Raw genomic sequence first — 20,492 nt, forward strand, 5'->3', positions numbered from 1 at the left:
TTTTTGTTGGTATAAATTAGTTTACAGCGTCTTTTAGACCTTTACCAGGGGTAAATTTGACTTGTTTGCGAGCAGCGATTTGAATTTCAGCGCCTGTCGATGGATTGCGTCCAGTACGTGCCGGCACGTCTTTAACACTGAATTTACCGAAACCGATTAGGCTAATGTCCTGACCTTTGACCATAAGATCAGAGATAGCTTGGGTAACTTGACTAATTGCAGCGGTTGCGTCTTTTTTGGTAAGACCGGTGTTTGCAACGATTTGATCAACTAATGCTTCTTTTGACATGAATACACTCCCGTTAAGCTTGAATAAAATGTGATATAAAACCAGCTAGTTAATTGAGTAGTAAGATTAAACCATTAAAACGGGTTAAAGATGTTTTACTTAAGCAATAACTAGTTGTAAGTTGAAAACAGGTGAGCCTAAAAAATATGTGGCCTGCATGAATATTAGGTAAAAATCGCAAAGACTGCAACATTTATCGAGCTTATATCGTTAAATTAAGTGAACATTTAATCTTTTTGTAAATAAACATGCTTGGAGTGATGAAATGAAATGGTTACGTAGCTTGTTTTTAGCTTTTTTACCCGTGTCTTCAGCCCTTGCTCTAGAGCCAGGTGATGTGGCACCTGATTTTAGTTTAATGAATCAACACCAACAAATTGAATCCTTAGCGAATTATCGTGGGCAATGGGTGGTTGTGTATTTTTATCCCAAAAATGATACGCCTGGTTGTACGACCGAAGCCTGTAGTTTTAGAGATAATATCAACGGCATCATTGCCAAACAGGCCACAGTTTTTGGGATAAGTGTCGACAATGTAGCCAGTCATGCTGCCTTTGCCGAAAAGTACCAGCTCCCGTTTAGCTTGTTGTCCGATGAACGTGGTGACGTCGCTAAGCAATACAACTCTTTATGGCAGCTAGGGCCGCTACGTTTTGCGCGTCGTAACAGCTTTATAGTTGACCCAAATGGTCGAATTGCCAAGGTTTACAAGGGTGTGGATCCAGAAGCGCACGTAGCTGATGTATTACGTGATTTAAGTCAATTGCAGCAAGAAGCCGCGCGGTCTTAATGTCGCAGCTATTATTATCGGTCGCCGGGCAAAGTTGGGTGTTAAAACGTGACAGCCGGCGTAAACGAGTCGCGTTGCGCGTTGATCCACAGGGGTGTTGGTGCTTAGCGCCCTTAGGTGTTTCGGACGCATGGCTAGCGCAGTTTATTGCCGAGCACCAGTCCTGGTGGCGTCAACAATTGAAGCAGCTTCCTGTTATAGCTGGTCTAGTACCTAACCAACTATGGCCCTATCGTAATATAGGTCGAGTCATTACGCCACAAGACTCGCCCACATCCCTCAAGCGTTGGTACTTAGAGCAAGCAGATGCTTATTTACCGCAACGCTTAGCCTATTGGGCTGATTTAATGCCGAAACAACCGCAAGGGTTGAAGATTCGTTTTTATAGCGGTCGTTGGGGTAGTTGTAACCGTCGCCAAGAGTTGCAGCTTAATTGGGCATTAATCGCATGTCCTGACGCGGCTATTGATTATGTGATCGTGCATGAATTAGCCCACCTCGTTCACTTCAACCACAGTCGAGCGTTTTGGCAGTTGGTTGAACACTATTTTCCCAATTACCATCAGCAGGCCTGCTGGTTGCGCCGAGAAGGCCATCATTATTTAACCCAATTAAAAAGCTTGAACTTTTAACCATTCTTGATAGGCTTGGTGGCATAAAAATAAACGCTACGAGGCATTATGTTAGTTGATTGGTTAACGGGCTTATTAAGTCATTGGATTGCTTACCCTACGTTATTAAATATACTGGTGGCGATGACCAGTGTAGTCACGGTGTTGTTGTTTGTAGGGGTCAGTTTTTATCTCTCCAGGCAACTGGTGCGGCCTTGGGTTAATCATTTAATTGACTGGTTTGAGGGCGATACCCTGGATGCCACTACTGAACAGCGTCCTGCGTTAGCCAGTCACATTGCACATTTAATCCCTGCGATTTTATTGGTTGAATTGGTCCCGTTTTTTTTTGGTAGTTGGCCTTGGTGGGAAAGTTTAGTTCACACGCTTACTTGGCTCTATCTCTATGCGTTTGTTGCCTTATTGCTGGCGGCACTTGCCGATGTGGTACAGGCGATGCTGGCGGCACGCCATCAAGATTCAAATATCCCGTTTAAAGTTATCTCACAGTTATCGAAACTGGTGATTTTTATCGTGCTGGCGATTATGACGGTGAGCCTATTAATGGGCGCCTCGCCTGCTTATCTGCTCAGTGGTTTGGGGGCGCTAACGGCAGTTTTGCTGTTGGTATTCAGAGATGCCTTATTAGGTTTTGTGGCCAGTATTCAAATTGCGGCCAATCGGATGGTGGCACGCGGTGATTGGATTGAGATGCCCAAGTATGGTGCAGATGGCAGTGTGATTGAGCTGGCGTTAACTACGGTTAAAGTGCGTAACTGGGATAATACCGTCACGACCCTGCCAACTTACGCGCTGATTTCCGATTCGTTTAAAAACTGGCGGGCGATGCAGGAATCTGGCGGACGTCGGATTAAGCGCGCTATTTTGGTCGATATTCACTCTATTCGTTTTGTCGATGCCAAAGAAATGGCTAAGATCAAGCAGTCGCCCATGCTGGCTGATTTTTTTGCCGAGCAAACTTTGATTAACCTTGATACAGCGGACTTGACCAATACCGCGCTCTTTAGAGCTTATGTGGAGTGGCGTTTGCGTAAACATCCGTTAATTAATCAAAATTTGATGGTGATGGTGCGTCAAATGCAGCCTAGCGAAGTGGGGCTGCCAATCGAAATTTACTGCTTTAGCGCCGATAAAAACTGGGCGAATTATGAGCGCATTCAATCAGATATTTTTGATAATTTATTAGCCACCTTGCCCTTATTCGATTTACAGGCTTTCCAACGTATTGGGAGTCGCCGTGATGAGCATGACCTTGAACTAACCTAGCCTTGGAGGATAACGATGTCAGTGAATTACATTCGGTTTTTTAGTGAGTTGACCCTGGATGATTTGCCGCTGGTGGGTGGCAAAAATGCCTCACTAGGCGAAATGGTGCAGGCTTTAGCTAGTCAAGGTGTGCCTGTGCCAGAGGGGTTTGCGGTGACGGCAGAGGCTTATCGCGAGTTGCTATCGGTAAACAAGCTGACTGGAAAAATTTCGGCTGAAATGCAAGCACTTAATCCAGATGATAAGGATGATTTAGCCACACGCGCTAAGCGGGTTAGAGGCTGGATTTATGATGCCAAGTGGCCGGCTGATATGATTAGTCAGTTGCATCAGGCTTATGGGCGTTTGCAAGCCGAGTCGGGTTTAGGTGACCAACTGAGTTTAGCGGTGCGTAGCTCCGCGACGGCGGAAGATTTGCCGAATGCCAGTTTTGCCGGTCAGCAAGATACTTACCTTAATATTCAAGGTGAAGCCGATTTGTTAGAAGCTTGCAAACGTTGTTTTGCGAGTTTATACACGGATCGTGCAATTCACTATCGTATTGATAAAGGCTTTGATCATGATCAGGTGGCCTTGTCGATTGGTGTGCAGCGTATGGTGCGTAGTGACTTAGCTTCATCTGGGGTGATTTTTACCCTGGATACAGAAACCGGGTTTGATCAGGTGGTGTTTATTACCGCCGCCTGGGGGCTGGGTGAAAATGTCGTGCAAGGTGCGGTTGACCCAGATGAATTTTATGTGCATAAACCGACTTTAGCACAAGGATTTGAGCAGGTACTCAAACGCCATAAAGGCGCCAAAAAAATTAAGATGGTGTATGCCTCAGCCGCAGCCAAGTCCCCCGTGCGAAATGTGCCTACCTCGCGTGCTGAACGCGAGGTGTTCTGTTTGAGCGACGCCGATGTGGTGACGCTGGCACGCTATGCGATGATTATTGAGCAACATTATTCGGCGCAAGCCGGTTACACCAAGCCGATGGATATAGAGTGGGCTAAAGATGGTTTAACCGGCGAATTATTTATTGTTCAAGCGCGCCCAGAAACCGTTATTTCGCAAAAAAATAAAGCGATTCAGCGAGACTATCGTTTAGCGGCGCCTCCTGAGTTTGCGCCGTTGGTGATTGGGCGAGCCGTCGGCGGTAAGATCGGTCAAGGGCAGGTGCGAGTGATTAAAGACCTGTCTGAGTTATCAAGTTTTAAACGCGGCGAAATTTTGGTGAGCGATACCACCAACCCTGATTGGGAGCCGATTATGAAAATGGCCGGTGCGATTGTCACCAATCGGGGCGGGCGTACCTGTCATGCAGCGATTATTGCGCGTGAGCTAGGGATTCCTGCTGTGGTGGGATGTGAACATGCCACAGAACATCTCACTAGCGGTATGGATGTGACGGTGAGTTGTGCCGAAGGTGAGCAGGGCAAGATTTATCCAGGACTGCTTGATATTGACATCACCGAAACCGACTTGAGTGACCTGCCGTTGCCTGCCACCCCGATTATGCTTAATCTTGGCAATCCTGAATTGGCTTTTGCCTATGCGCATTTGCCGGTAGCTGGCGTAGGTTTAGCCAGAATGGAATTTATCATTAATGCTATAGGTGTTCATCCACAGGCGCTATTGGACTATGAGCAGTTGACTGATCAGCCCTTAAAAACCGCTATTGGCGAGCGCATTCGGGGTTATGAATCACCGCAATCTTATTATGTTCAATCCCTAGCGGAAGGAATTGCTACCTTAGCGGCGGCCTTTTATCCCAAACCCGTGTTGGTCCGCTTTTCGGATTTTAAATCCAATGAATATGCCAATTTATTAGGTGGCAGCCTGTATGAACCAGAGGAAGAGAATCCGATGATCGGTTATAGGGGTGCGGCGCGTTACATTGATGCTGATTTTGCACCGAGTTTTGCGCTGGAGTGCCAAGCCATTAAACAGGTGCGAGAAAAAATGGGTCTGACCAACGTTAATGTAATGGTGCCATTTTGTCGTCGTGTGAATGAAGCGCAGGCGGTGGTAAGCTTGCTGAATCAATTAGGCATTCGGTCTGGTGATCAGGGGTTAAAAATCTATATGATGTGTGAAATCCCTAATAATGTCTTGATGATGTCCGCGTTCGCCGAGTATTTTGATGGTTTCTCCATTGGAAGTAATGACTTAACGCAACTGGTGTTAGGGGTGGATCGAGATTCAGCTAAAGTGGCCGCTTCTTATGATGAACGAGACCCAGGCGTGAAAAAGATGTTGCAGATGGCGATTGAACAAGCGCAAACTTTGGGTAAACCAATTGGTATTTGTGGTCAAGCGCCATCTGATTATCCAGAAATGGCTGAGTTTTTAGTGCATTTGGGGGTCAGTTCGATGAGCTTAAACCCCGACTCGGTGTTAACCAGCTTGCCGAAAATTTTAGCTGCTGAGCAGGTGAATGCTTAAGTCCACGCAAGGGTAAGGTTTTATGGTAAGCTATGCGGCTATTTTTCTTGGCTGGTGCCTGTTAACCATCTGATTTATAAGGTAAAGCAACATGAGTGATCTATTAACAAAGCAAGGTTCGTCCTCCAATGATTCAATTGTTGGCGGCGGGTTATTGATAAAAACCTATGGCTGTCAAATGAATGAGTATGACTCAGAAAAGATGGCTAATCTGCTTGAGAACACTCATGGTTTGCGTTTGGTTGAAACCCCAGAAGAAGCCGATGTAGTGTTGATGAATACTTGTTCGGTGCGCGAAAAAGCGCAAGAAAAAGTATTTGATGAACTGGGTAAATGGAAAAAGTGGAAAGCTGAAAAGCCTAATCGGGTGATTGGCGTCGGTGGTTGTGTTGCCTCACAAGAGGGTAAGGTTATACGCCAGCGTGCGCCCTATGTGGATGTGATTTTTGGGCCACAAACACTGCACCGTTTACCGAATATGATTAACGATGCGTTAGGCGCGCGCGCGCGGGACGGTAAGGCTAAAGCAGTGATTGACATTTCTTTTCCAGAAATTGAAAAGTTTGATCATTTGCCTAAGCCAGAATCCACCGGCGTATCGGCCTTTGTGTCGATTATGGAAGGCTGTTCAAAATATTGTACCTTCTGTGTGGTGCCCTATACCCGTGGTGAAGAGGTCAGTCGCCCGTTTAACGATGTGTTGGCCGAGATTCGCACTCTAGCCGAACAGGGGGTGCGTGAAATCAATCTACTGGGTCAGAATGTTAATGCCTATCGGGGTGTGATGTCCGATGGTGACATCGCCGATTTAGCGATTTTAATGCACGCAGTACGTTTAATCCCAGGGATTGACCGGATTCGCTATACCACTTCGCACCCCAATGAAATGACCAGCAATATTATCAATGCGTTTGGTGAAATTCCCGAGTTGGTGTCTCATTTACACCTGCCAATTCAGTCTGGTTCAGATCGAATTTTGGCGTTGATGAAGCGTAATCACTTAGCGTTGGAATATAAGTCGATTATTCGCAAAGTGCGGGCGCATCGTCCAAATCTAAGTTTGTCGGGGGATTTTATTATTGGTTTCCCAGGTGAAACTCATGCAGATTTTGAAGCCACCATGAAGCTAGTCGAAGAGTTGAAATACGATCGTTCATTTAGTTTTATCTACAGTCCGCGTCCTGGCACGCCAGCATCGAGTTTGCCTGATGATGTGTCGATGGATGAAAAGAAACAGCGTTTGTATGCGTTGCAAGCTTTGTTGAATGAACAAACACAAGCGATCAGTGCCGCTATGATTGGTACCAAACAAAGAGTGTTGGTTGAGCGTTTATCGCGTCGTTCAACGGATGAGATGGCTGGGCGAACCGAGAATAATCGGGTTGTTAATTTTCCAGGTCGCATTGATATGATTGGCCAGTTTGTGGAGGTGGAAATTCATGAAGCCTTAACTAATTCCTTGCGAGGTGAGGTGGTTGATGAACCAGAAGCAGGCCTGCAACGCGATGCGGCGCGTTATTATGCGTTATAACGGCCTATGAGTAACTCTAATCAGTTGGATTCCATTCTATTTGATTTGGCGCCCGAGTCTAATGAGCAGCTACAAAACTTTTGTGGCTGGCACAATCAACATTTAAGTGATTTAGAGCTTAAGCTTGGCGTTGAAATTAATCATCTTGGGTTTAAATTTAAAATCACCGGTCATCCAAGTCGTCTGGTTATTGCTGAGCGTGCTGTGCGCGCTTGGTATGCGGAAGCTGAGCATAAAACGCTGTTGCCTGAAGACCTGCATTTGTTACTGAGTTCTACAGATATTCAACAGGGTTTAGTCCAGGCTTCTGCAGGTGGCGGTGAAGGTTTTGAAATTATTCGCGTCAAGCGCAAGCAAATTAAAACTCGTAATCCTAATCAAACCCAGTATGTTCGGGCGATGAAAAATAATGAAGTCAATTTTGGCATAGGTCCAGCAGGTACGGGAAAAACTTACTTAGCGGTAGCTTCTGCGGTGGCGGCACTCGAAGCGGATCAAGTCAGACGGATCATTTTAACCAGGCCTGCGGTCGAGGCCGGTGAGAAGCTCGGGTTTTTACCAGGCGATTTAACCCAAAAGGTAGATCCCTATTTACGTCCTTTATACGATGCGTTATTTGATATGCTCGGCTTTGAAGCCGTTGAACGCATGATTGAAAAAAACGTTATTGAAATTGCACCGCTTGCTTTTATGCGGGGCCGCACCCTCAATGAAGCCTTTATTATTTTGGATGAAGCGCAAAACACCACCATTGAACAAATGAAAATGCTGTTGACGCGCATGGGCTTTAATTCACGCGTCGCCATTACGGGCGACATCACCCAGTGTGACTTGCCTAAGCATCAAAAATCTGGATTGCGTGATGCGATTGAGGTTTTGGCTGAGGTAGATGAGGTAGGGTTTACCTTTTTCCAAGTTAAGGACGTGGTGCGCCATAAACTGGTACAACGCATTGTGCAGGCCTATGAACAGGCCGCGCCGATCAATCGCCAATAGGGTAAAAGGGTAAAAGGGTAAAAGGGTAAAACCATGTTTGAACTTGATATACAAGTTGTCCAAGATGATCCACAGTTACCGACTGAAGCACAATGTTTAAGCTGGTTAGCAGCGGCGCAGGCCGAATTAATAGCCTATGATGCCGATGAGTTTTCGGATCAAAACTATGCCATAACACTAAGATTTGTTGATGCCCTTGAAAGCCAGCAGCTTAATGAGACCTATCGGGGTATTAATAAACCAACTAATGTGTTGTCTTTTCCCGTCGATGATTGGGATGAAGCCGGTTTGCCTGCTGAGCTATTGGCCGAACTGGGTACGCCGCATGTAGGGGATTTGGTGTTTTGTGTGCCAGTGATGTCAGCTGAAGCACAGGAGATGGCGATATCGCCTGAAGCCCACTGGGCCCATTTATTGGTGCACGGTTATTTGCATTTGCATGGTTTTGATCATCTTAAAGATGACGAAGCTGCATTAATGGAAGGGTTGGAATCAAAGATTATGTGCCAGCTTGGTTTTGCCGATCCTTATAGCGAAGCGGAGCTTGCGGATTAAGTCATGTAAACATGCCAATTTGGTTAAATTTGGTTAAATTGTCATACCGCTACAATTATTTTTTGTTACATTAAATTTTTTTATATTAATGGAGTTAAAGCCTCACCATGAGTGACAGTGACAGTAGTAGCGGGTCGTCTTGGATAGATCGTATTGCCCGGGTGTTTTCAAATGAACCGGAAGATTTAGACGACCTCATTATCCTGCTAAAAGATGCCCAACAGCAAGGGCTGATAGACCATGATGCCTTTTATATGATAGAAGGCGTGTTGGATGTAAGTGAAATGCGTGTTCGCGATATTATGGTGCCGCGTCCACAAGTCGATGTGATTGATGAATCTGAATCGCTCGAATCTATCTTGCAAGAAATTGCCCGTTCTGCCCACTCTCGTTATCCCGTTATTTCCGAGACCAAAGACCAAGTCTTGGGCATTTTATTAGCCAAAGACGTGCTTAAGTTGATGGTGCAGGGTGAATTAAATTCAATTGAAGACCTGCGCTCAATTTATCGTAAACCGGTGTTTATTCCCGAGAGTAAGCGGGTTAATGTATTGCTGCGTGAATTTAAGTCTAGTCACAATCATATGGCACTGGTGGTGGATGAATATGCCGGACTGGCCGGGGTAGTTACCATTGAAGATGTCCTTGAACAAATCGTCGGTGAAATTGAAGATGAGCATGACGAAGACGAAGAGGAATTAATAAAGCCGCACAATGGCGGCAGTTTTAGAGTGCAGGCAATCACACCGCTTGATATGTTTGCTGAGTCATTTAATGTTGCTCTTGAGCATGACAGCAATATTGAAACCCTAGGTGGGTTGATTGCGACACATTTGGGTCATGTTCCGCAAAAGGATGAAGAAATCGTCTTGCAAGGCTTTAACTTTCGAGTGCTGAAAGCAGATAGTCGCCGCGTGCATTTGTTTTTAGTGAAGCCGGTCAAAAAACCATCAGATAAGCAGCTTGTTCCCACGAATGTCTAAGTTTAAACGTGGCTTAAGTCATTTAGGCAGGGCGCTTGTGCCAAATCGTTGGGCAGGACTAGCACTGCTGTTTGGTGCCATGACTGTGCTGGGCTTTGCACCTTTTGAATTTTCCCCGCTTGCCTTAGTCGGCCTAACTGGTTTGTTTTGGTTGTGGATAGCTAAATCCACCGGCCTTGCCGATGGCGTTCGCTATGGCCTATGGTTTGGTATAGGGCAATTTGGCTTAGGCGTCAGCTGGCTATTTTCGAGTATTTATTTCTATTCAGAAGCCGGTCTGGTTGTTGCTATTTTGCTGGTGACGCTATTTGTTTTGCTGCTATCAAGCTTTGTCGCTTTAGCAGGCCTGGTTATTCGTAAATTAGCCTCGTCTAATTGGCCTGGTGCGGCATTATTGTGGCTGATGCCCGCGGTGTGGGTGTTGGTTGAATGGTTACGCAGTCATACCTTTGGCGGCTTACCCTTTTTGCTGATGGGTACCTCGCACTTAGATACGTGGCTAGATGGTTATGCGCCCGTATTAGGTGTTTATGGTGTTAGTTTTGCGGTCGCCATGACAGCAGGCTTGCTGGTCTGGATGCTGCAGTACCGTCAGGTGTTGCCAGCCGCCTTGGTAATGATTTTTTTATGGCCAATTGGCGGCAGTCTACAAAAAGTAAACTGGGTTACGCCGATTGATGAGCCGGTTTCGGTTGCCCTGATTCAGGGTAACGTATCACAAGATATTAAGTGGGAGCGAGCTGAATTTGCCAATATGATGCGGCTCTATACGCGCCTGACCCGTGAGAATTTGGATGCCCAAATTGTGGTGTGGCCAGAAACGGCGATTCCAGGCTATTTTGATCAAGCCGCAGCAGGCTTGCTACGGCATTTTGTCGGTGATGCGCAATTACAATCTCGTGATATTGTGGTGGGGGCGATTACTCGACCCAGTCCAGATGCTAATCAATATTTTAATTCGATGATTAATTTGCGCCAGCCTGATCAAACTTACCATAAACGTAAGCTGGTATTATTTGGTGAGTACTATCCGATGTCAGGAATGGTTGAGTTAGTTGCTGATCACCTTAATCTTCCCTTTTCACAGTTTAGTGCCGGTCCAGCTCGACAACCTTTAATGGAGTTGGCGGGGCACCCAGTGGGTGTATCGATTTGTTTTGAAATGATGTTTGGCGGCTTAATCGCCCGTGATCTACCCCAAGCACGGTTTTTAATTACCGCCAGTAATGACGCTTGGTTTAGTCATACTTTTGAGCCTGCACAGTTGCGTCAAGAGGCACAAATGCGTGCGCGTGAAGTGGGGCGTGAAATAGCCCGCGTGACCAATACGGGCTATACAGTCATTATTGGCGTAGATGGCCAGATTAAACAGCAGATTCCGCCTTATGAAATCGGCGTGTTGCGTGGTGAGGTTCAACCCTATGAAGGTGCAACGCCCTTTAGTCACTGGACCCATTGGCCTATTTTAATCTGGTCGTGGATGTTGCTAATGATGGCGGGTTATTTTACGCGATATAGTTTCAGTGAACTCATACAACGTTGGTTGCGATAATAAAAAAACCCAGCTTAGAGCTGGGTTTTTTGTGGATTAATGCTGCTCTGGAGATGGCTCTCCAGAAACACGTTAAGCTGAGTAGTACATATCAAATTCAATCGGATGGGTCGTTGCACGCATGCGTGTCACATCTTCCATCTTCAGTTTGATGTAGGAATCAATCGCTTCATCAGTAAACACACCGCCCGCTTTTAGGAATTCACGATCTTCGTTCAATGCATCTAATGCTTCTTCTAAAGAGGCACAAACAGTTTTGAAGGTCGCTTCTTCTTCTGGTGGTAGGTCATATAGGTCTTTCTCAGCAGGCGCGCCTGGATCGATCTTATTGATAATACCGTCTAAACCAGCCATTAATGAGGCTGCAAACGCCAAGTAAGGGTTAGCTGTTGGATCTGGGAAGCGTAATTCAACACGACGACCGCGCTCAGAAGCCGCATAAGGAATACGAATCGATGCCGAGCGGTTTGAGCCTGAGTAGGCCAACAAAATCGGCGCTTCAAAGCCAGGTACCAAGCGCTTGTAAGAATTAGTGCCTGGGTTAGTGAAGGCATTCAATGCACGTGCGTGTTTCATTAGGCCGCCAATGTACCAAAGCGCTTCTTGTGATAAACCAGAATACACATCACCAGCAAAAATATTTTTACCATTTTTTGATAATGACTGGTTAATGTGCATCCCTGAACCGTTGTCACCAACAATGGGCTTAGCCATAAAAGTAGCGGTTTTGCCTAATTGATGGCAAGTATTGTGCACTGCATATTTAAGCATTTGCACTTCGTCAGCTTTAGCCGTTAAGGTGTTGCCAGCAATAGCTAGCTCACACTGACCGCTGTTCGCTACTTCATGGTGATGAGCTTCGATTTTTAAGCCAATCGCTTCAGCCATAGCGCAGATGTCGGCACGCACTTCATGGAGCTGATCAACGGGTGGAACTGGGAAATAACCGCCTTTGGTTTTTGGACGGTGACCCATGTTGCCGCCATCATAAACTTTTTCTGTGTTCCATGAAGACTCATTACTGTCGATCTTAACGAATGAGCCAGACATGTCTGCGCCCCAACGTACATCATCAAAGATAAAGAATTCTGGTTCTGGGCCAAAGAACGCAGTATCCGCTACACCGGTTGATTTTAGGTACATTTCTGCTTTTTTAGCAATTCCACGTGGATCTTTTTCGTAAGGCTCTAATGTTGACGGTTCAACGATCATACAACGAATAACAATAGTCGGATCATTGGTGAATGGATCAACATAATATCCATCAGTTTGTGGCATTAGCAACATGTCAGAGTTTTGAATGCCTTTCCAACCACGAATAGAAGAACCGTCAAAGCTATGACCGTCTTCGAAAAACTCATCATCAACTTCAGTAGCCGGGATGGTTACATGCTGCTCTTTGCCAATGGTGTCAGTGAAACGTAAATCAGCCCATTTAATCTCTTGTTCTTTAATCAGGTCAAAAATTGCTTGCGACATAATCTTATCCTTCGTTGTGGTTGTAATTGTTTTCAGTCGATTTAAAGCGTAAACCATGCCAAGATTTTGTAAATACTAATCTCGCTTTATTAGGTGTTTGATTAATATTGAAATTTTTATAATTTCAATATTATTTTGATTCTTTTTAAGCGTGTAACGCTTGTTTATTTTGGTGCAGATTGTTTCGGGTTGGTGCTTAAAATAAATCAGTTATGAACTGTTTTGACATCTAGCTGTCATATTCACTGGTTATAGTGGGCAGAAATTAATCTCTCAAGATGGAAGTCCGTTTAAATGAGCCAGCTTATCAAAGAAAACCTCAATGAGGCCTTAACAGGAAAACGCTCTAAACGTCGTTTAGTGCGTCGTCGTATTGTTGATCATACCGCAAAATACGGCATCAGTACCGGGGGGATCGGGATTATTTTTGCCGTATTCCTAATTATGTTCTTCTTAATTTATGTTGTGCTGCCGATGTTTGTGTCGGCAGACATTGATAAGCGCACCGAGATGAGCGTGCCGGGTGGCTTGTCAGAACAAACCGTCCATTACGCTATTGACGACTATAAAGCCGTTGGTGTTCGAATTACCGACGCAGGTCGGATTCTAGGTTTCTCAACTGACAACGCGGATGTGTTATTAGATAAGAAAGTGCCGGTACCAGAGGGTGTTCGCGTGACCAGCTTTACGCTAGTGGACGAACCAACCAATCGCTTTGCTTTTGGTTTGAGTGATGGTGGCGTTATTCTAGGACAGATTAAATTTAACCTGACCTTTCCAGGTGGTCAGCGTGTCATTACGCCGGTTATTGAATGGCCATTTGGTGAGGATGCCAAAGCCATCCATGATGGATCGGTAGATCGCTTAGCGGTGCGTGATGTCGATGAAAATATGATGATTATTGCACAATCTGATTTTTCAGATGCTTTGAGTATTCGCAACTATCGCAAGCGCACCTCGTTTATCTCTGATGAAATCCAGTTGAATCCGGTTGCACAGTCACAGATTCGTACCGACTTCATTTCAGATTACATTATGTTAGCTAGCAACATGCGTGACCTGGTTTTGGTAACGCGCGAAGGAATGGCGCGTTATTATTCGATTGCAAATATTCAGCAGCCTGAAATGCTACAGCAGGTTCGGGTGGTGCGTCCAGATGAAACCATTACTTCGGCCAAGTACTTAAATGGTAATACTTCAATGCTGTTCGGGACAGATAAAGGCCGTATGGTGCAGTGGTTCCCGGTGCGCGATCGTAATAACGATTTTGCTTTGCAAGAAATTCGTGATTTTTCACGCGGTGATCAGCCGATTACTGCGATTGGTATTGAGGGTACGCGTCGTGGCTTTGCCTTGGGAGATAGTGCGGGGCAGTTTAACCTTTACTACTCAACTTCCCAGCGTCATCTTCGTGAAGTTTCAGCAGGCCCACAAGACCCTATTACCTTCATTCGTTTTGCACCACGCGAAGATGGCGCCTTAGTTGAAACCCAATCGGGTCGTCTAATCAGCTATGACATTCACAACCCGCATCCTGAGATTTCTTTCTCGTCCTTGTGGCAGAAAGTTTGGTATGAGGGCTATTCAGAGCCGACCTATACTTGGCAGTCCACTTCAGGTACTGATGACTTTGAAGGCAAGATGTCATTAACGCCTTTAACTTTCGGTACGATTAAGGCCGCGCTCTATTCAATGTTGTTTGCCGTGCCGATTGCGATCTTTGCCGCAATCTACACCGCTTTCTTTATGGACAAGAAAACACGACAGTGGATTAAACCGTCTGTCGAGCTTATTGAGGCGTTGCCAACCGTTATTCTAGGTTTCCTTGCGGGTCTTTGGTTAGCGCCCTATATGGAAGCGAATCTACCTGGCTTCTTTGCCATCGTCTTTGTCGTGCCCATAGGTATTTTGTTGTTTGGCTATGGTTGGTCTCGGTTGCCTGAAAAGATTCGTTTGATGGTGCCAATTGGTCGTAGAGCCGTATTGATGCTGCCGGTAGTTATATTCTTGGGCTGGTTTGCGCTAAGTATGAGTGTACCCATCGAAAAAATGTTCTTCAACGGTGATATGCGTGATTGGTTGACTAACAGTGCGGGGATTGATTTTGACCAACGTAATGCCATGGTAATCGGTTTTGCGATGGGCTTCGCTTTGATTCCGACCATCTTTTCGGTGGCAGAAGATGCAATATACAGTGTGCCGCGTTATCTAGTAAACGGTTCTTATGCGCTGGGTGCGAGCGGTTGGCAAACCATGGTTGGGGTGGTCCTACCGACTGCAAGTCCAGGTATCTTCTCGGCCGTGATGCTGGGCTTTGGTCGCGGTGTCGGTGAAACGATGATCGTATTGATGGCATCAGGTAATACACCGCTAATGGATGTCAATATTTTTGAAGGGATGCGAACCTTGTCAGCCAACCTTGCGGTTGAAATGGCAGAAACAGAGGTCGATAGTACTCATTATCGCGTGTTATTCCTATCTGGTTTAGTGTTGTTTATCTTTACCTTCTTCTTTAACACCCTTGCCGAAATAGTTCGTCAGCGTATGCGTAAAAAATACGGCTCACTGTAACCCAAGATAAAAGGAATTAGACATGAAAACATGGATGAATAAAGGCGAACATTGGGTATGGTTTAGTGCTTCTGCCGTCAGTATCGCTGTTGTATTAGTATTTGGTTTATTGCTGATGATCTCAGCACGCGGGTTGAGTCATTTTTGGCCGCACCAGATCTATGAGTTTAAAGTAGAACAGGCGGCCGGCCCTGCGGTTTATACCGCTGAAATTCATAACACACGTGTGCGTGTGTTTGAAGATCCGCAAAACTCGGGCATGAGCTTACGTGAAAATCAAATCTTGCTCAAAACCGCGAACCGCGATGTATTTGGTATCGATTTTCGTTGGATTAACGAAAGCAATATCACCGCTAAAGAAGTAGCGAAAGGCATTACGGTCTTTGAGCGTTACTCTCATGGCGATTTGTTTGGTTATATCAACGCCTTTGAAGTGAATGGTGAGCGGCTTGATGATTTGCAGGCGGTTAAAAATCGTATGCATGCGCAACTAAAAGAAAGCCGTCAGATTCGTAAAGAACTGCGTCGTATTGAAAAAGGTCTTATCGGGGGCATTAACTACCAACTAGAACAAATCCGTTTTGAACAACGTCGTTTAGATCAGCGTGGTCAGCTTACTCAAGAAGCGATAGCTAATTTCGATGCTGAACGTGCGCGTTTAAATCAAGAGTTTAGTGAGTTAGAAACAGTTCGAGCTGAGCTTTACAACCGCTTACGAGCTTTAGGTACGGTCGTTGTGACGCTATCAGATGGCTCAGAACGACGTTTAGGACTTGATCAGGTAGTCGATTTTTGGCAACCGAACGATATGCATTTGGGTCAAAAAACCGCGTTCTTTTTAGGTTCAATTAAAAACTTCTTGTTAGACGATCCGCGTGAAGCCAATACGGAGGGTGGGGTATTTCCTGCTATTGTCGGTACCTTCACGATGGTTATCCTTATGACATTGTTTGTAATGCCTATGGGTATTTTGGCTGCAATCTATATGCGTGAATATGCTAAAGAGGGCCCAGTATTAAAGCTGGTGCGTATCTCGATTAATAACCTAGCCGGTGTACCCTCTATCGTATTCGGTATTTTTGGTTTGGGCTTCTTTGTTTACGTACTCGGTTATTCGATTGACCAAATGTTTTATAGCCATGTGTTACCTAACCCTACCTTTGGTACACCAGGCCTGCTATGGGCGGCCTTAACCATGGCGCTGTTGACCTTGCCTGTGGTGATTGTATCAACAGATGAAGGTTTATCCCGTATTCCACGCGCGCTTCGCGAAGGCGGCTTGGCCTTGGGTGCAACTAAGTTAGAAGTGATTTTGAGGATTATCTTACCCATGACAACACCCGCCATTATGACCGGTTTGATTTTAGCCATCGCGCGTGCTGCGGGTGAAGTGGCGCCATTGATGCTGGTTGGGGTCGTGAAGTTAGTGTCGGAGTTACCAGTGAATACGAATCCACCGTTCGTACATTTGGATCAGAAGTTTATGCACCTAGGCTTCCATATTTATGATACCGGCTTCCAAAGCCCGAACGTTGAGGCTGCACAGCCACTAGTCTATGCCACTTCCTTGTTGTTGGTATTGGTCATCGTGAGCTTAAACTTGGGCGCGATTATGATCCGCAACCGCTTACGTGAAAAATATAAATCACTCGAACATTAATTGACAGAATTTAGGTTAGAAGGAAAAAGTTATGAGTCAGAACATTAGTGTAAATACGGGGCGTGATCACCGCAATATGAATCTTGCGGAAGAGAAAATCGCGATCCAGGTTAAAAATTGGGATTTGTATTATGGCAATTCTCAGGCCTTAAAGAATGTCACCATGGATATTCCTGAAAAGCGCGTAACCGCGTTTATCGGGCCATCAGGTTGTGGTAAGTCAACTTTACTGCGTTGCTTTAACCGTATGAACGATTTGATTGATATCGTTCGTGTCGATGGCAAGATGTATATTCATGGCCAGGATATGTATGCCAAAGAATTAGATGTGGCTGAAATTCGTCGCCGAATTGGTATGGTATTCCAAAAACCAAACCCCTTCCCAAAAAGTATCTATGAAAACGTCGCCTATGGTTTGCGTTTGCAGGGTGTCAACAATAAATCGACCCTTGATGATACCGTTGAGTGGGCGTTGCAAGGCGCGGGCTTGTGGAAAGAGGTTAAAGACCGTCTAAATGAAAATGCCTTGGGTATGTCGGGTGGTCAACAGCAGCGTTTGTGTATTGCGCGCGCGATTGCAATTCAGCCTGAGGTGATGTTACTAGACGAACCCACTTCAGCCTTAGACCCCATTTCAACTTTGGCAATTGAAGAATTGATTTTTGAATTGAAAAAAGACTTCACCATTCTGATTGTGACCCACAACATGCAACAAGCGGCTCGTGTGTCGGATTACACCGCGTTTATGTATATGGGTGAGCTGATTGAATATACCGATACGGATGGTTTATTTACCAACCCACAGGTTAAACGCACAGAAGATTATATTACAGGCCGTTACGGTTAAAAGAAGGGTAGTCGAAATGGAAAAACAAGAATTTGGTTCACATGTATCTGGTTCATTTAACCGTGCGCTTGAAGAGTTATTTAATCAAGTATTAGAAATGGGTGGTTTAGTAGAGCGTCAGTTGGCTAGCGCCATTCATGCTGTGCAAAACTACGACATAAATGAAGCAAAAGAGGTCATAAATCTTGATAAGTTGGTCAACCAACAAGAAATTGAAATTGACCGTTTAAGTGTGCGTCTATTAGCGCGTCAGCAACCGACCGCCTCTGATTTACGTTTGGTTATTGCGGCCATTCGCTTAGGTGTCGATTTAGAGCGCATGGGTGACGAGGTGGTTAAGATTGCCAATATGGTTGTGCATATCGCTGAAATGGATGATGGGCGTTGCCAAGGCTTAAATGGTTATAAGCAATTGATTGAAATTGCTTCACGTGCTACCGAGATGTTACAAAAAGCCTTGAATGCGTTTGTGCGTTTAGATATCAAAGGTTGCGGCAGCATTATTGAGGAAGAAGAGCGTGTGGACGAACTCTTTAAAGTGACGACTGATGAAGTCATGGCGCTGTTTAAAGATTCGGATGTCGATGTGGTATGTTTGTTCGAATTGATTTATGCTTTACGGGCAAGTGAGCGCATTACCGATCATGCTCGAAATATGGCTGAAACCATCATTTATTTGGTGAATGGTCAGGAAATGCGTAATATTGACCCGAATCGTTTAGCTGAATTTTTAGAAAATATTAGTTAATCGATGACCATGATGAGAGACTTTATGCCCCCTGCCAAAATACTTGTCGTAGAAGACGAATCCGCCATTCGTGATATGTTGCACTTTACCTTAAGTTCAGCAGGCTATGATGTGGTTTTGGCTGCTAATGCTGAACAGGGTTGGCAGAAAATTCAAGATGACGCACCGGATTTGCTTATTCTGGATTGGATGTTACCCGGTATTAGTGGGGTAAAGCTTGCGCAACGTATTCGACAGGATGAGAAAACGCGTAGTTTACCGATTGTGATGTTAACAGCGCGCGGTGAAGAAACCGATCAAGTGATGGGTTTTGATGCGGGCGCTGATGATTATGTAGTCAAGCCGTTTTCTCCTCGTGCTTTAGTCGCGCGTATTCGTGCCTTGTTTCGTCGTCAGGATCCAGAAACTCAAACCACAGAAGTGTTGCAACTAGGTGAGTTGAGAATGGATTTGGCCAGTTATCGTTTTTGGGCGAAGGAGCAGGAGGTCCGCATGGGACCGACTGAGTTTAAGCTGATGCAGTTTTTTATGCAGCATCCTAATCGGGTCTATTCGCGGGGCCAACTATTGGATCAGGTCTGGGGGCAACAAGTGGTGGTTGAAGAGCGCACAGTCGATGTGCATATTCGCCGCTTACGCAAATTGCTTGAACCGCTACAATGTGAAGATTATATCCATACTATTCGTGGTGCCGGTTACCGTTTTTCGGAACCCGACCCACGCGCTGCTGATTAATGTTGAGCAATCATTATGCTTGGCATTAAGCCACTCTTTGACTTATCAAAACGCTTACGCTTCCATGAAGAAGTAATTGGCATTGCGGTGCTTATTTTTTTAGCGACGATTGCCGGCTTAATTACCCAAGCCTGGGGCTGGTCTTTTTTATTGATTTTTTTGTTATATGTGTTGCGCAATATGTTTTATTTTGCGCGTTTTTTACGCATGGTGAAAAGTGCTGACTTGGAAGCCCACCAAGTGCCTTTTGGGGTTTGGGGTGATATTTTTGATAGTTATTTTGAAAAATCTTTTCAAGAAAAGCGTCAAATCAAGCGCTTAAAGTCGGAAACGGATCAAGTTCAACAGGCGATGAACCTCCTGCCTGATGCGCATATTTCGTTATCTAAAAATTTTAAAATTGAATGGATTAATCATGGTGCCGAAGCCTTGCTTGGATTAAATCAAAGCGATGTTGGGCAGTTGATTACCAACTTACTGCGTCAGCCGGAGATTATTGCTTATTTTGAAGCGGGTGAGTTTGATCAAACGGTCGAGTTCTATCAAACCCATCAAAGCACGCAGCGCTTGAGTGCGTCGATGGTGCCTTACTTTCAGCATCATTTCTTATTTATTGTGCGCGATATTACTGCAGCCCATAACCTGGCACAGGTCCGTCGTGATTTTGTAGCCAATGCGTCACATGAGTTACGCACACCCTTAACCGTGTTGAGCGGCTATTTAGAGTTAATGCAAGATGATCATGAGCGTTTACCGGTATTGTGGCAAAACCCGGTAGAGCAGATGAATAGTCAGGCACAGCGGATGCAAAATATCATCAATGATTTACTAACCTTGTCTGCAATTGAAGCAGATAGTTATAAAACCCCACCTGATTTGGTCGATATGCAAGAAGTCCTCACTGTTCTTGAGCAGGATATGCATCTACTGAGTCAAAATGAGCATCAGATTAAGTTTGAGATAGCGACCCATAAAAACCTGTTTGGCTTGGTGGAACCTCTACGCAGTGTGTTTGTAAATTTGGCCACTAATGCAGTTCGTTACACACCGCCGGGCGGCAAAATTACTGTACGTTGGCTTGAAAATGAGCAACATCAACTCGTGTTTGAAGTTCAGGATACGGGCATTGGTATTTCCCGTGAGGATATTCCTCGTCTAACTGAACGCTTTTACCGCGTCGATACCGCTCGTTCACGTAGTTCAGGCGGCACCGGGCTTGGCTTGGCAATTGTTAAACACATTATCGAACGTCATCATGCCAAGCTCGATATTCAAAGTCGTTTAAAAGTGGGTTCTACTTTCCGCGTTATTTTTCCCGCTGCCATGACGCGTGATCCCGTCATGCATCACGTCGTTGCGCAATTGTCATAAAACTGTCAAATCTTGTTCATTAAGCTGTTACCTTGCAACACCATACTATGCAGGAAGTTT

General features: G+C 45.2%; 17 protein-coding genes. 15 read left to right on the plus strand and 2 right to left on the minus strand.

What is annotated here, in order from left to right:
- Nucleotides 1-16 precede the first annotated feature (16 nt).
- The gene (locus THIAE_RS02130; RefSeq protein WP_006459855.1) at nucleotides 17-289 is read right to left on the minus strand and encodes an HU family DNA-binding protein; all 273 of its coding nucleotides are present in this window, start codon (nucleotides 287-289) and stop codon (nucleotides 17-19) included.
- A 265-nt stretch (nucleotides 290-554) separates the two neighbouring features.
- Between THIAE_RS02130 and THIAE_RS02135 the strand changes: the two genes are divergently transcribed.
- From THIAE_RS02135 to lnt, 9 genes are all read left to right on the plus strand, one after another.
- On the plus strand, nucleotides 555-1,079 hold the full coding sequence (locus THIAE_RS02135; protein WP_006459856.1) for a peroxiredoxin: 525 nt from the start codon (nucleotides 555-557) through the stop codon (nucleotides 1,077-1,079).
- Nucleotides 1,079-1,711, plus strand: a complete 633-nt coding sequence (locus tag THIAE_RS02140) for a M48 family metallopeptidase (RefSeq protein WP_006459857.1) — start codon at nucleotides 1,079-1,081, stop codon at nucleotides 1,709-1,711. The genes THIAE_RS02135 and THIAE_RS02140 overlap by 1 nt, the downstream gene beginning before the upstream one ends.
- Before the next feature lie 48 nt (nucleotides 1,712-1,759).
- Nucleotides 1,760-2,977 carry a mechanosensitive ion channel family protein gene (locus THIAE_RS02145; protein WP_006459858.1) on the plus strand — a complete coding sequence of 406 codons (1,218 nt, stop codon included), beginning with the start codon at nucleotides 1,760-1,762 and terminating at the stop codon, nucleotides 2,975-2,977.
- Nucleotides 2,978-2,992: 15 nt separating this feature from the next.
- Nucleotides 2,993-5,404 carry a phosphoenolpyruvate synthase gene (gene ppsA / locus THIAE_RS02150; protein ID WP_006459859.1) on the plus strand — a complete coding sequence of 804 codons (2,412 nt, stop codon included), beginning with the start codon at nucleotides 2,993-2,995 and terminating at the stop codon, nucleotides 5,402-5,404.
- A gap of 91 nt (nucleotides 5,405-5,495) precedes the next feature.
- Nucleotides 5,496-6,935 carry a tRNA (N6-isopentenyl adenosine(37)-C2)-methylthiotransferase MiaB gene (gene miaB, locus THIAE_RS02155; RefSeq protein WP_006459860.1) on the plus strand — a complete coding sequence of 480 codons (1,440 nt, stop codon included), beginning with the start codon at nucleotides 5,496-5,498 and terminating at the stop codon, nucleotides 6,933-6,935.
- Nucleotides 6,936-6,941: 6 nt separating this feature from the next.
- Nucleotides 6,942-7,931 carry a PhoH family protein gene (locus tag THIAE_RS02160; RefSeq protein WP_006459861.1) on the plus strand — a complete coding sequence of 330 codons (990 nt, stop codon included), beginning with the start codon at nucleotides 6,942-6,944 and terminating at the stop codon, nucleotides 7,929-7,931.
- Nucleotides 7,932-7,964: 33 nt separating this feature from the next.
- Nucleotides 7,965-8,486 (plus strand): rRNA maturation RNase YbeY, encoded by a 522-nt coding sequence (gene ybeY, locus THIAE_RS02165; RefSeq protein ID WP_006459862.1) that lies wholly within the window; start codon nucleotides 7,965-7,967, stop codon nucleotides 8,484-8,486.
- A gap of 107 nt (nucleotides 8,487-8,593) precedes the next feature.
- Nucleotides 8,594-9,469, plus strand: a complete 876-nt coding sequence (locus THIAE_RS02170; RefSeq protein ID WP_006459863.1) for an HlyC/CorC family transporter — start codon at nucleotides 8,594-8,596, stop codon at nucleotides 9,467-9,469.
- A complete protein-coding gene (lnt, locus tag THIAE_RS02175) occupies nucleotides 9,462-11,021 on the plus strand; it encodes an apolipoprotein N-acyltransferase (RefSeq protein WP_006459864.1) in 1,560 nt (519 codons plus the stop codon). Before THIAE_RS02170 ends, lnt begins: the two co-directional genes overlap by 8 nt.
- Nucleotides 11,022-11,093: 72 nt before the next feature.
- Here lnt and glnA read toward each other — a convergent pair whose 3' ends face one another.
- On the minus strand, nucleotides 11,094-12,500 hold the full coding sequence (gene glnA / locus THIAE_RS02180) for a type I glutamate--ammonia ligase (protein ID WP_006459865.1): 1,407 nt from the start codon (nucleotides 12,498-12,500) through the stop codon (nucleotides 11,094-11,096).
- 294 nt (nucleotides 12,501-12,794) lie between these two features.
- Here glnA and THIAE_RS02185 point away from each other — a divergent pair, with 294 nt between their 5' ends.
- From THIAE_RS02185 to phoR, 6 genes are read left to right on the plus strand one after another with little or no spacing between them, the layout of a single operon-like run.
- Complete coding sequence (locus THIAE_RS02185) at nucleotides 12,795-15,071, plus strand: ABC transporter permease subunit (protein WP_006459866.1); 2,277 nt, start codon at nucleotides 12,795-12,797, stop codon at nucleotides 15,069-15,071.
- Nucleotides 15,072-15,093: 22 nt separating this feature from the next.
- Nucleotides 15,094-16,731, plus strand: a complete 1,638-nt coding sequence (gene pstA, locus THIAE_RS02190; protein WP_006459867.1) for a phosphate ABC transporter permease PstA — start codon at nucleotides 15,094-15,096, stop codon at nucleotides 16,729-16,731.
- 31 nt (nucleotides 16,732-16,762) lie between these two features.
- The gene (gene pstB / locus THIAE_RS02195) at nucleotides 16,763-17,578 is read left to right on the plus strand and encodes a phosphate ABC transporter ATP-binding protein PstB (RefSeq protein WP_006459868.1); all 816 of its coding nucleotides are present in this window, start codon (nucleotides 16,763-16,765) and stop codon (nucleotides 17,576-17,578) included.
- A gap of 16 nt (nucleotides 17,579-17,594) precedes the next feature.
- A complete protein-coding gene (phoU, locus tag THIAE_RS02200) occupies nucleotides 17,595-18,326 on the plus strand; it encodes a phosphate signaling complex protein PhoU (protein WP_006459869.1) in 732 nt (243 codons plus the stop codon).
- Between the two features lie 24 nt (nucleotides 18,327-18,350).
- Nucleotides 18,351-19,061, plus strand: a complete 711-nt coding sequence (gene phoB, locus THIAE_RS02205; RefSeq protein WP_006459870.1) for a phosphate regulon transcriptional regulator PhoB — start codon at nucleotides 18,351-18,353, stop codon at nucleotides 19,059-19,061.
- Nucleotides 19,062-19,076: 15 nt separating this feature from the next.
- Nucleotides 19,077-20,432 carry a phosphate regulon sensor histidine kinase PhoR gene (gene phoR, locus THIAE_RS02210; protein WP_006459871.1) on the plus strand — a complete coding sequence of 452 codons (1,356 nt, stop codon included), beginning with the start codon at nucleotides 19,077-19,079 and terminating at the stop codon, nucleotides 20,430-20,432.
- Nucleotides 20,433-20,492 lie beyond the last annotated feature (60 nt).

Origin of the sequence: Thiomicrospira aerophila AL3, from assembly GCF_000227665.2 — a bacterium.
Taxonomy (GTDB): Bacteria; Pseudomonadota; Gammaproteobacteria; order Thiomicrospirales; family Thiomicrospiraceae; genus Thiomicrospira; species Thiomicrospira aerophila.

Excerpts from the sequence above, each read along its gene's own strand:
- phoR (WP_006459871.1), top strand. The coding sequence starts at position 19,077 with ATGCTTGGCATTAAGCCACTCTTTGACTTATCAAAACGCTTACGCTTC.
- pstB (WP_006459868.1), top strand. The coding sequence starts at position 16,763 with ATGAGTCAGAACATTAGTGTAAATACGGGGCGTGATCACCGCAATATG.
- glnA (WP_006459865.1), bottom strand. The coding sequence starts at position 12,500 with ATGTCGCAAGCAATTTTTGACCTGATTAAAGAACAAGAGATTAAATGG.
- pstA (WP_006459867.1), top strand. The coding sequence starts at position 15,094 with ATGAAAACATGGATGAATAAAGGCGAACATTGGGTATGGTTTAGTGCT.
- THIAE_RS02160 (WP_006459861.1), top strand. The coding sequence starts at position 6,942 with ATGAGTAACTCTAATCAGTTGGATTCCATTCTATTTGATTTGGCGCCC.
- THIAE_RS02185 (WP_006459866.1), top strand. The coding sequence starts at position 12,795 with ATGAGCCAGCTTATCAAAGAAAACCTCAATGAGGCCTTAACAGGAAAA.
- THIAE_RS02145 (WP_006459858.1), top strand. The coding sequence starts at position 1,760 with ATGTTAGTTGATTGGTTAACGGGCTTATTAAGTCATTGGATTGCTTAC.
- THIAE_RS02130 (WP_006459855.1), bottom strand. The coding sequence starts at position 289 with ATGTCAAAAGAAGCATTAGTTGATCAAATCGTTGCAAACACCGGTCTT.
- phoB (WP_006459870.1), top strand. The coding sequence starts at position 18,351 with ATGCCCCCTGCCAAAATACTTGTCGTAGAAGACGAATCCGCCATTCGT.
- THIAE_RS02140 (WP_006459857.1), top strand. The coding sequence starts at position 1,079 with ATGTCGCAGCTATTATTATCGGTCGCCGGGCAAAGTTGGGTGTTAAAA.
- THIAE_RS02170 (WP_006459863.1), top strand. The coding sequence starts at position 8,594 with ATGAGTGACAGTGACAGTAGTAGCGGGTCGTCTTGGATAGATCGTATT.
- THIAE_RS02135 (WP_006459856.1), top strand. The coding sequence starts at position 555 with ATGAAATGGTTACGTAGCTTGTTTTTAGCTTTTTTACCCGTGTCTTCA.
- miaB (WP_006459860.1), top strand. The coding sequence starts at position 5,496 with ATGAGTGATCTATTAACAAAGCAAGGTTCGTCCTCCAATGATTCAATT.
- lnt (WP_006459864.1), top strand. The coding sequence starts at position 9,462 with ATGTCTAAGTTTAAACGTGGCTTAAGTCATTTAGGCAGGGCGCTTGTG.
- ppsA (WP_006459859.1), top strand. The coding sequence starts at position 2,993 with ATGTCAGTGAATTACATTCGGTTTTTTAGTGAGTTGACCCTGGATGAT.
- ybeY (WP_006459862.1), top strand. The coding sequence starts at position 7,965 with ATGTTTGAACTTGATATACAAGTTGTCCAAGATGATCCACAGTTACCG.
- phoU (WP_006459869.1), top strand. The coding sequence starts at position 17,595 with ATGGAAAAACAAGAATTTGGTTCACATGTATCTGGTTCATTTAACCGT.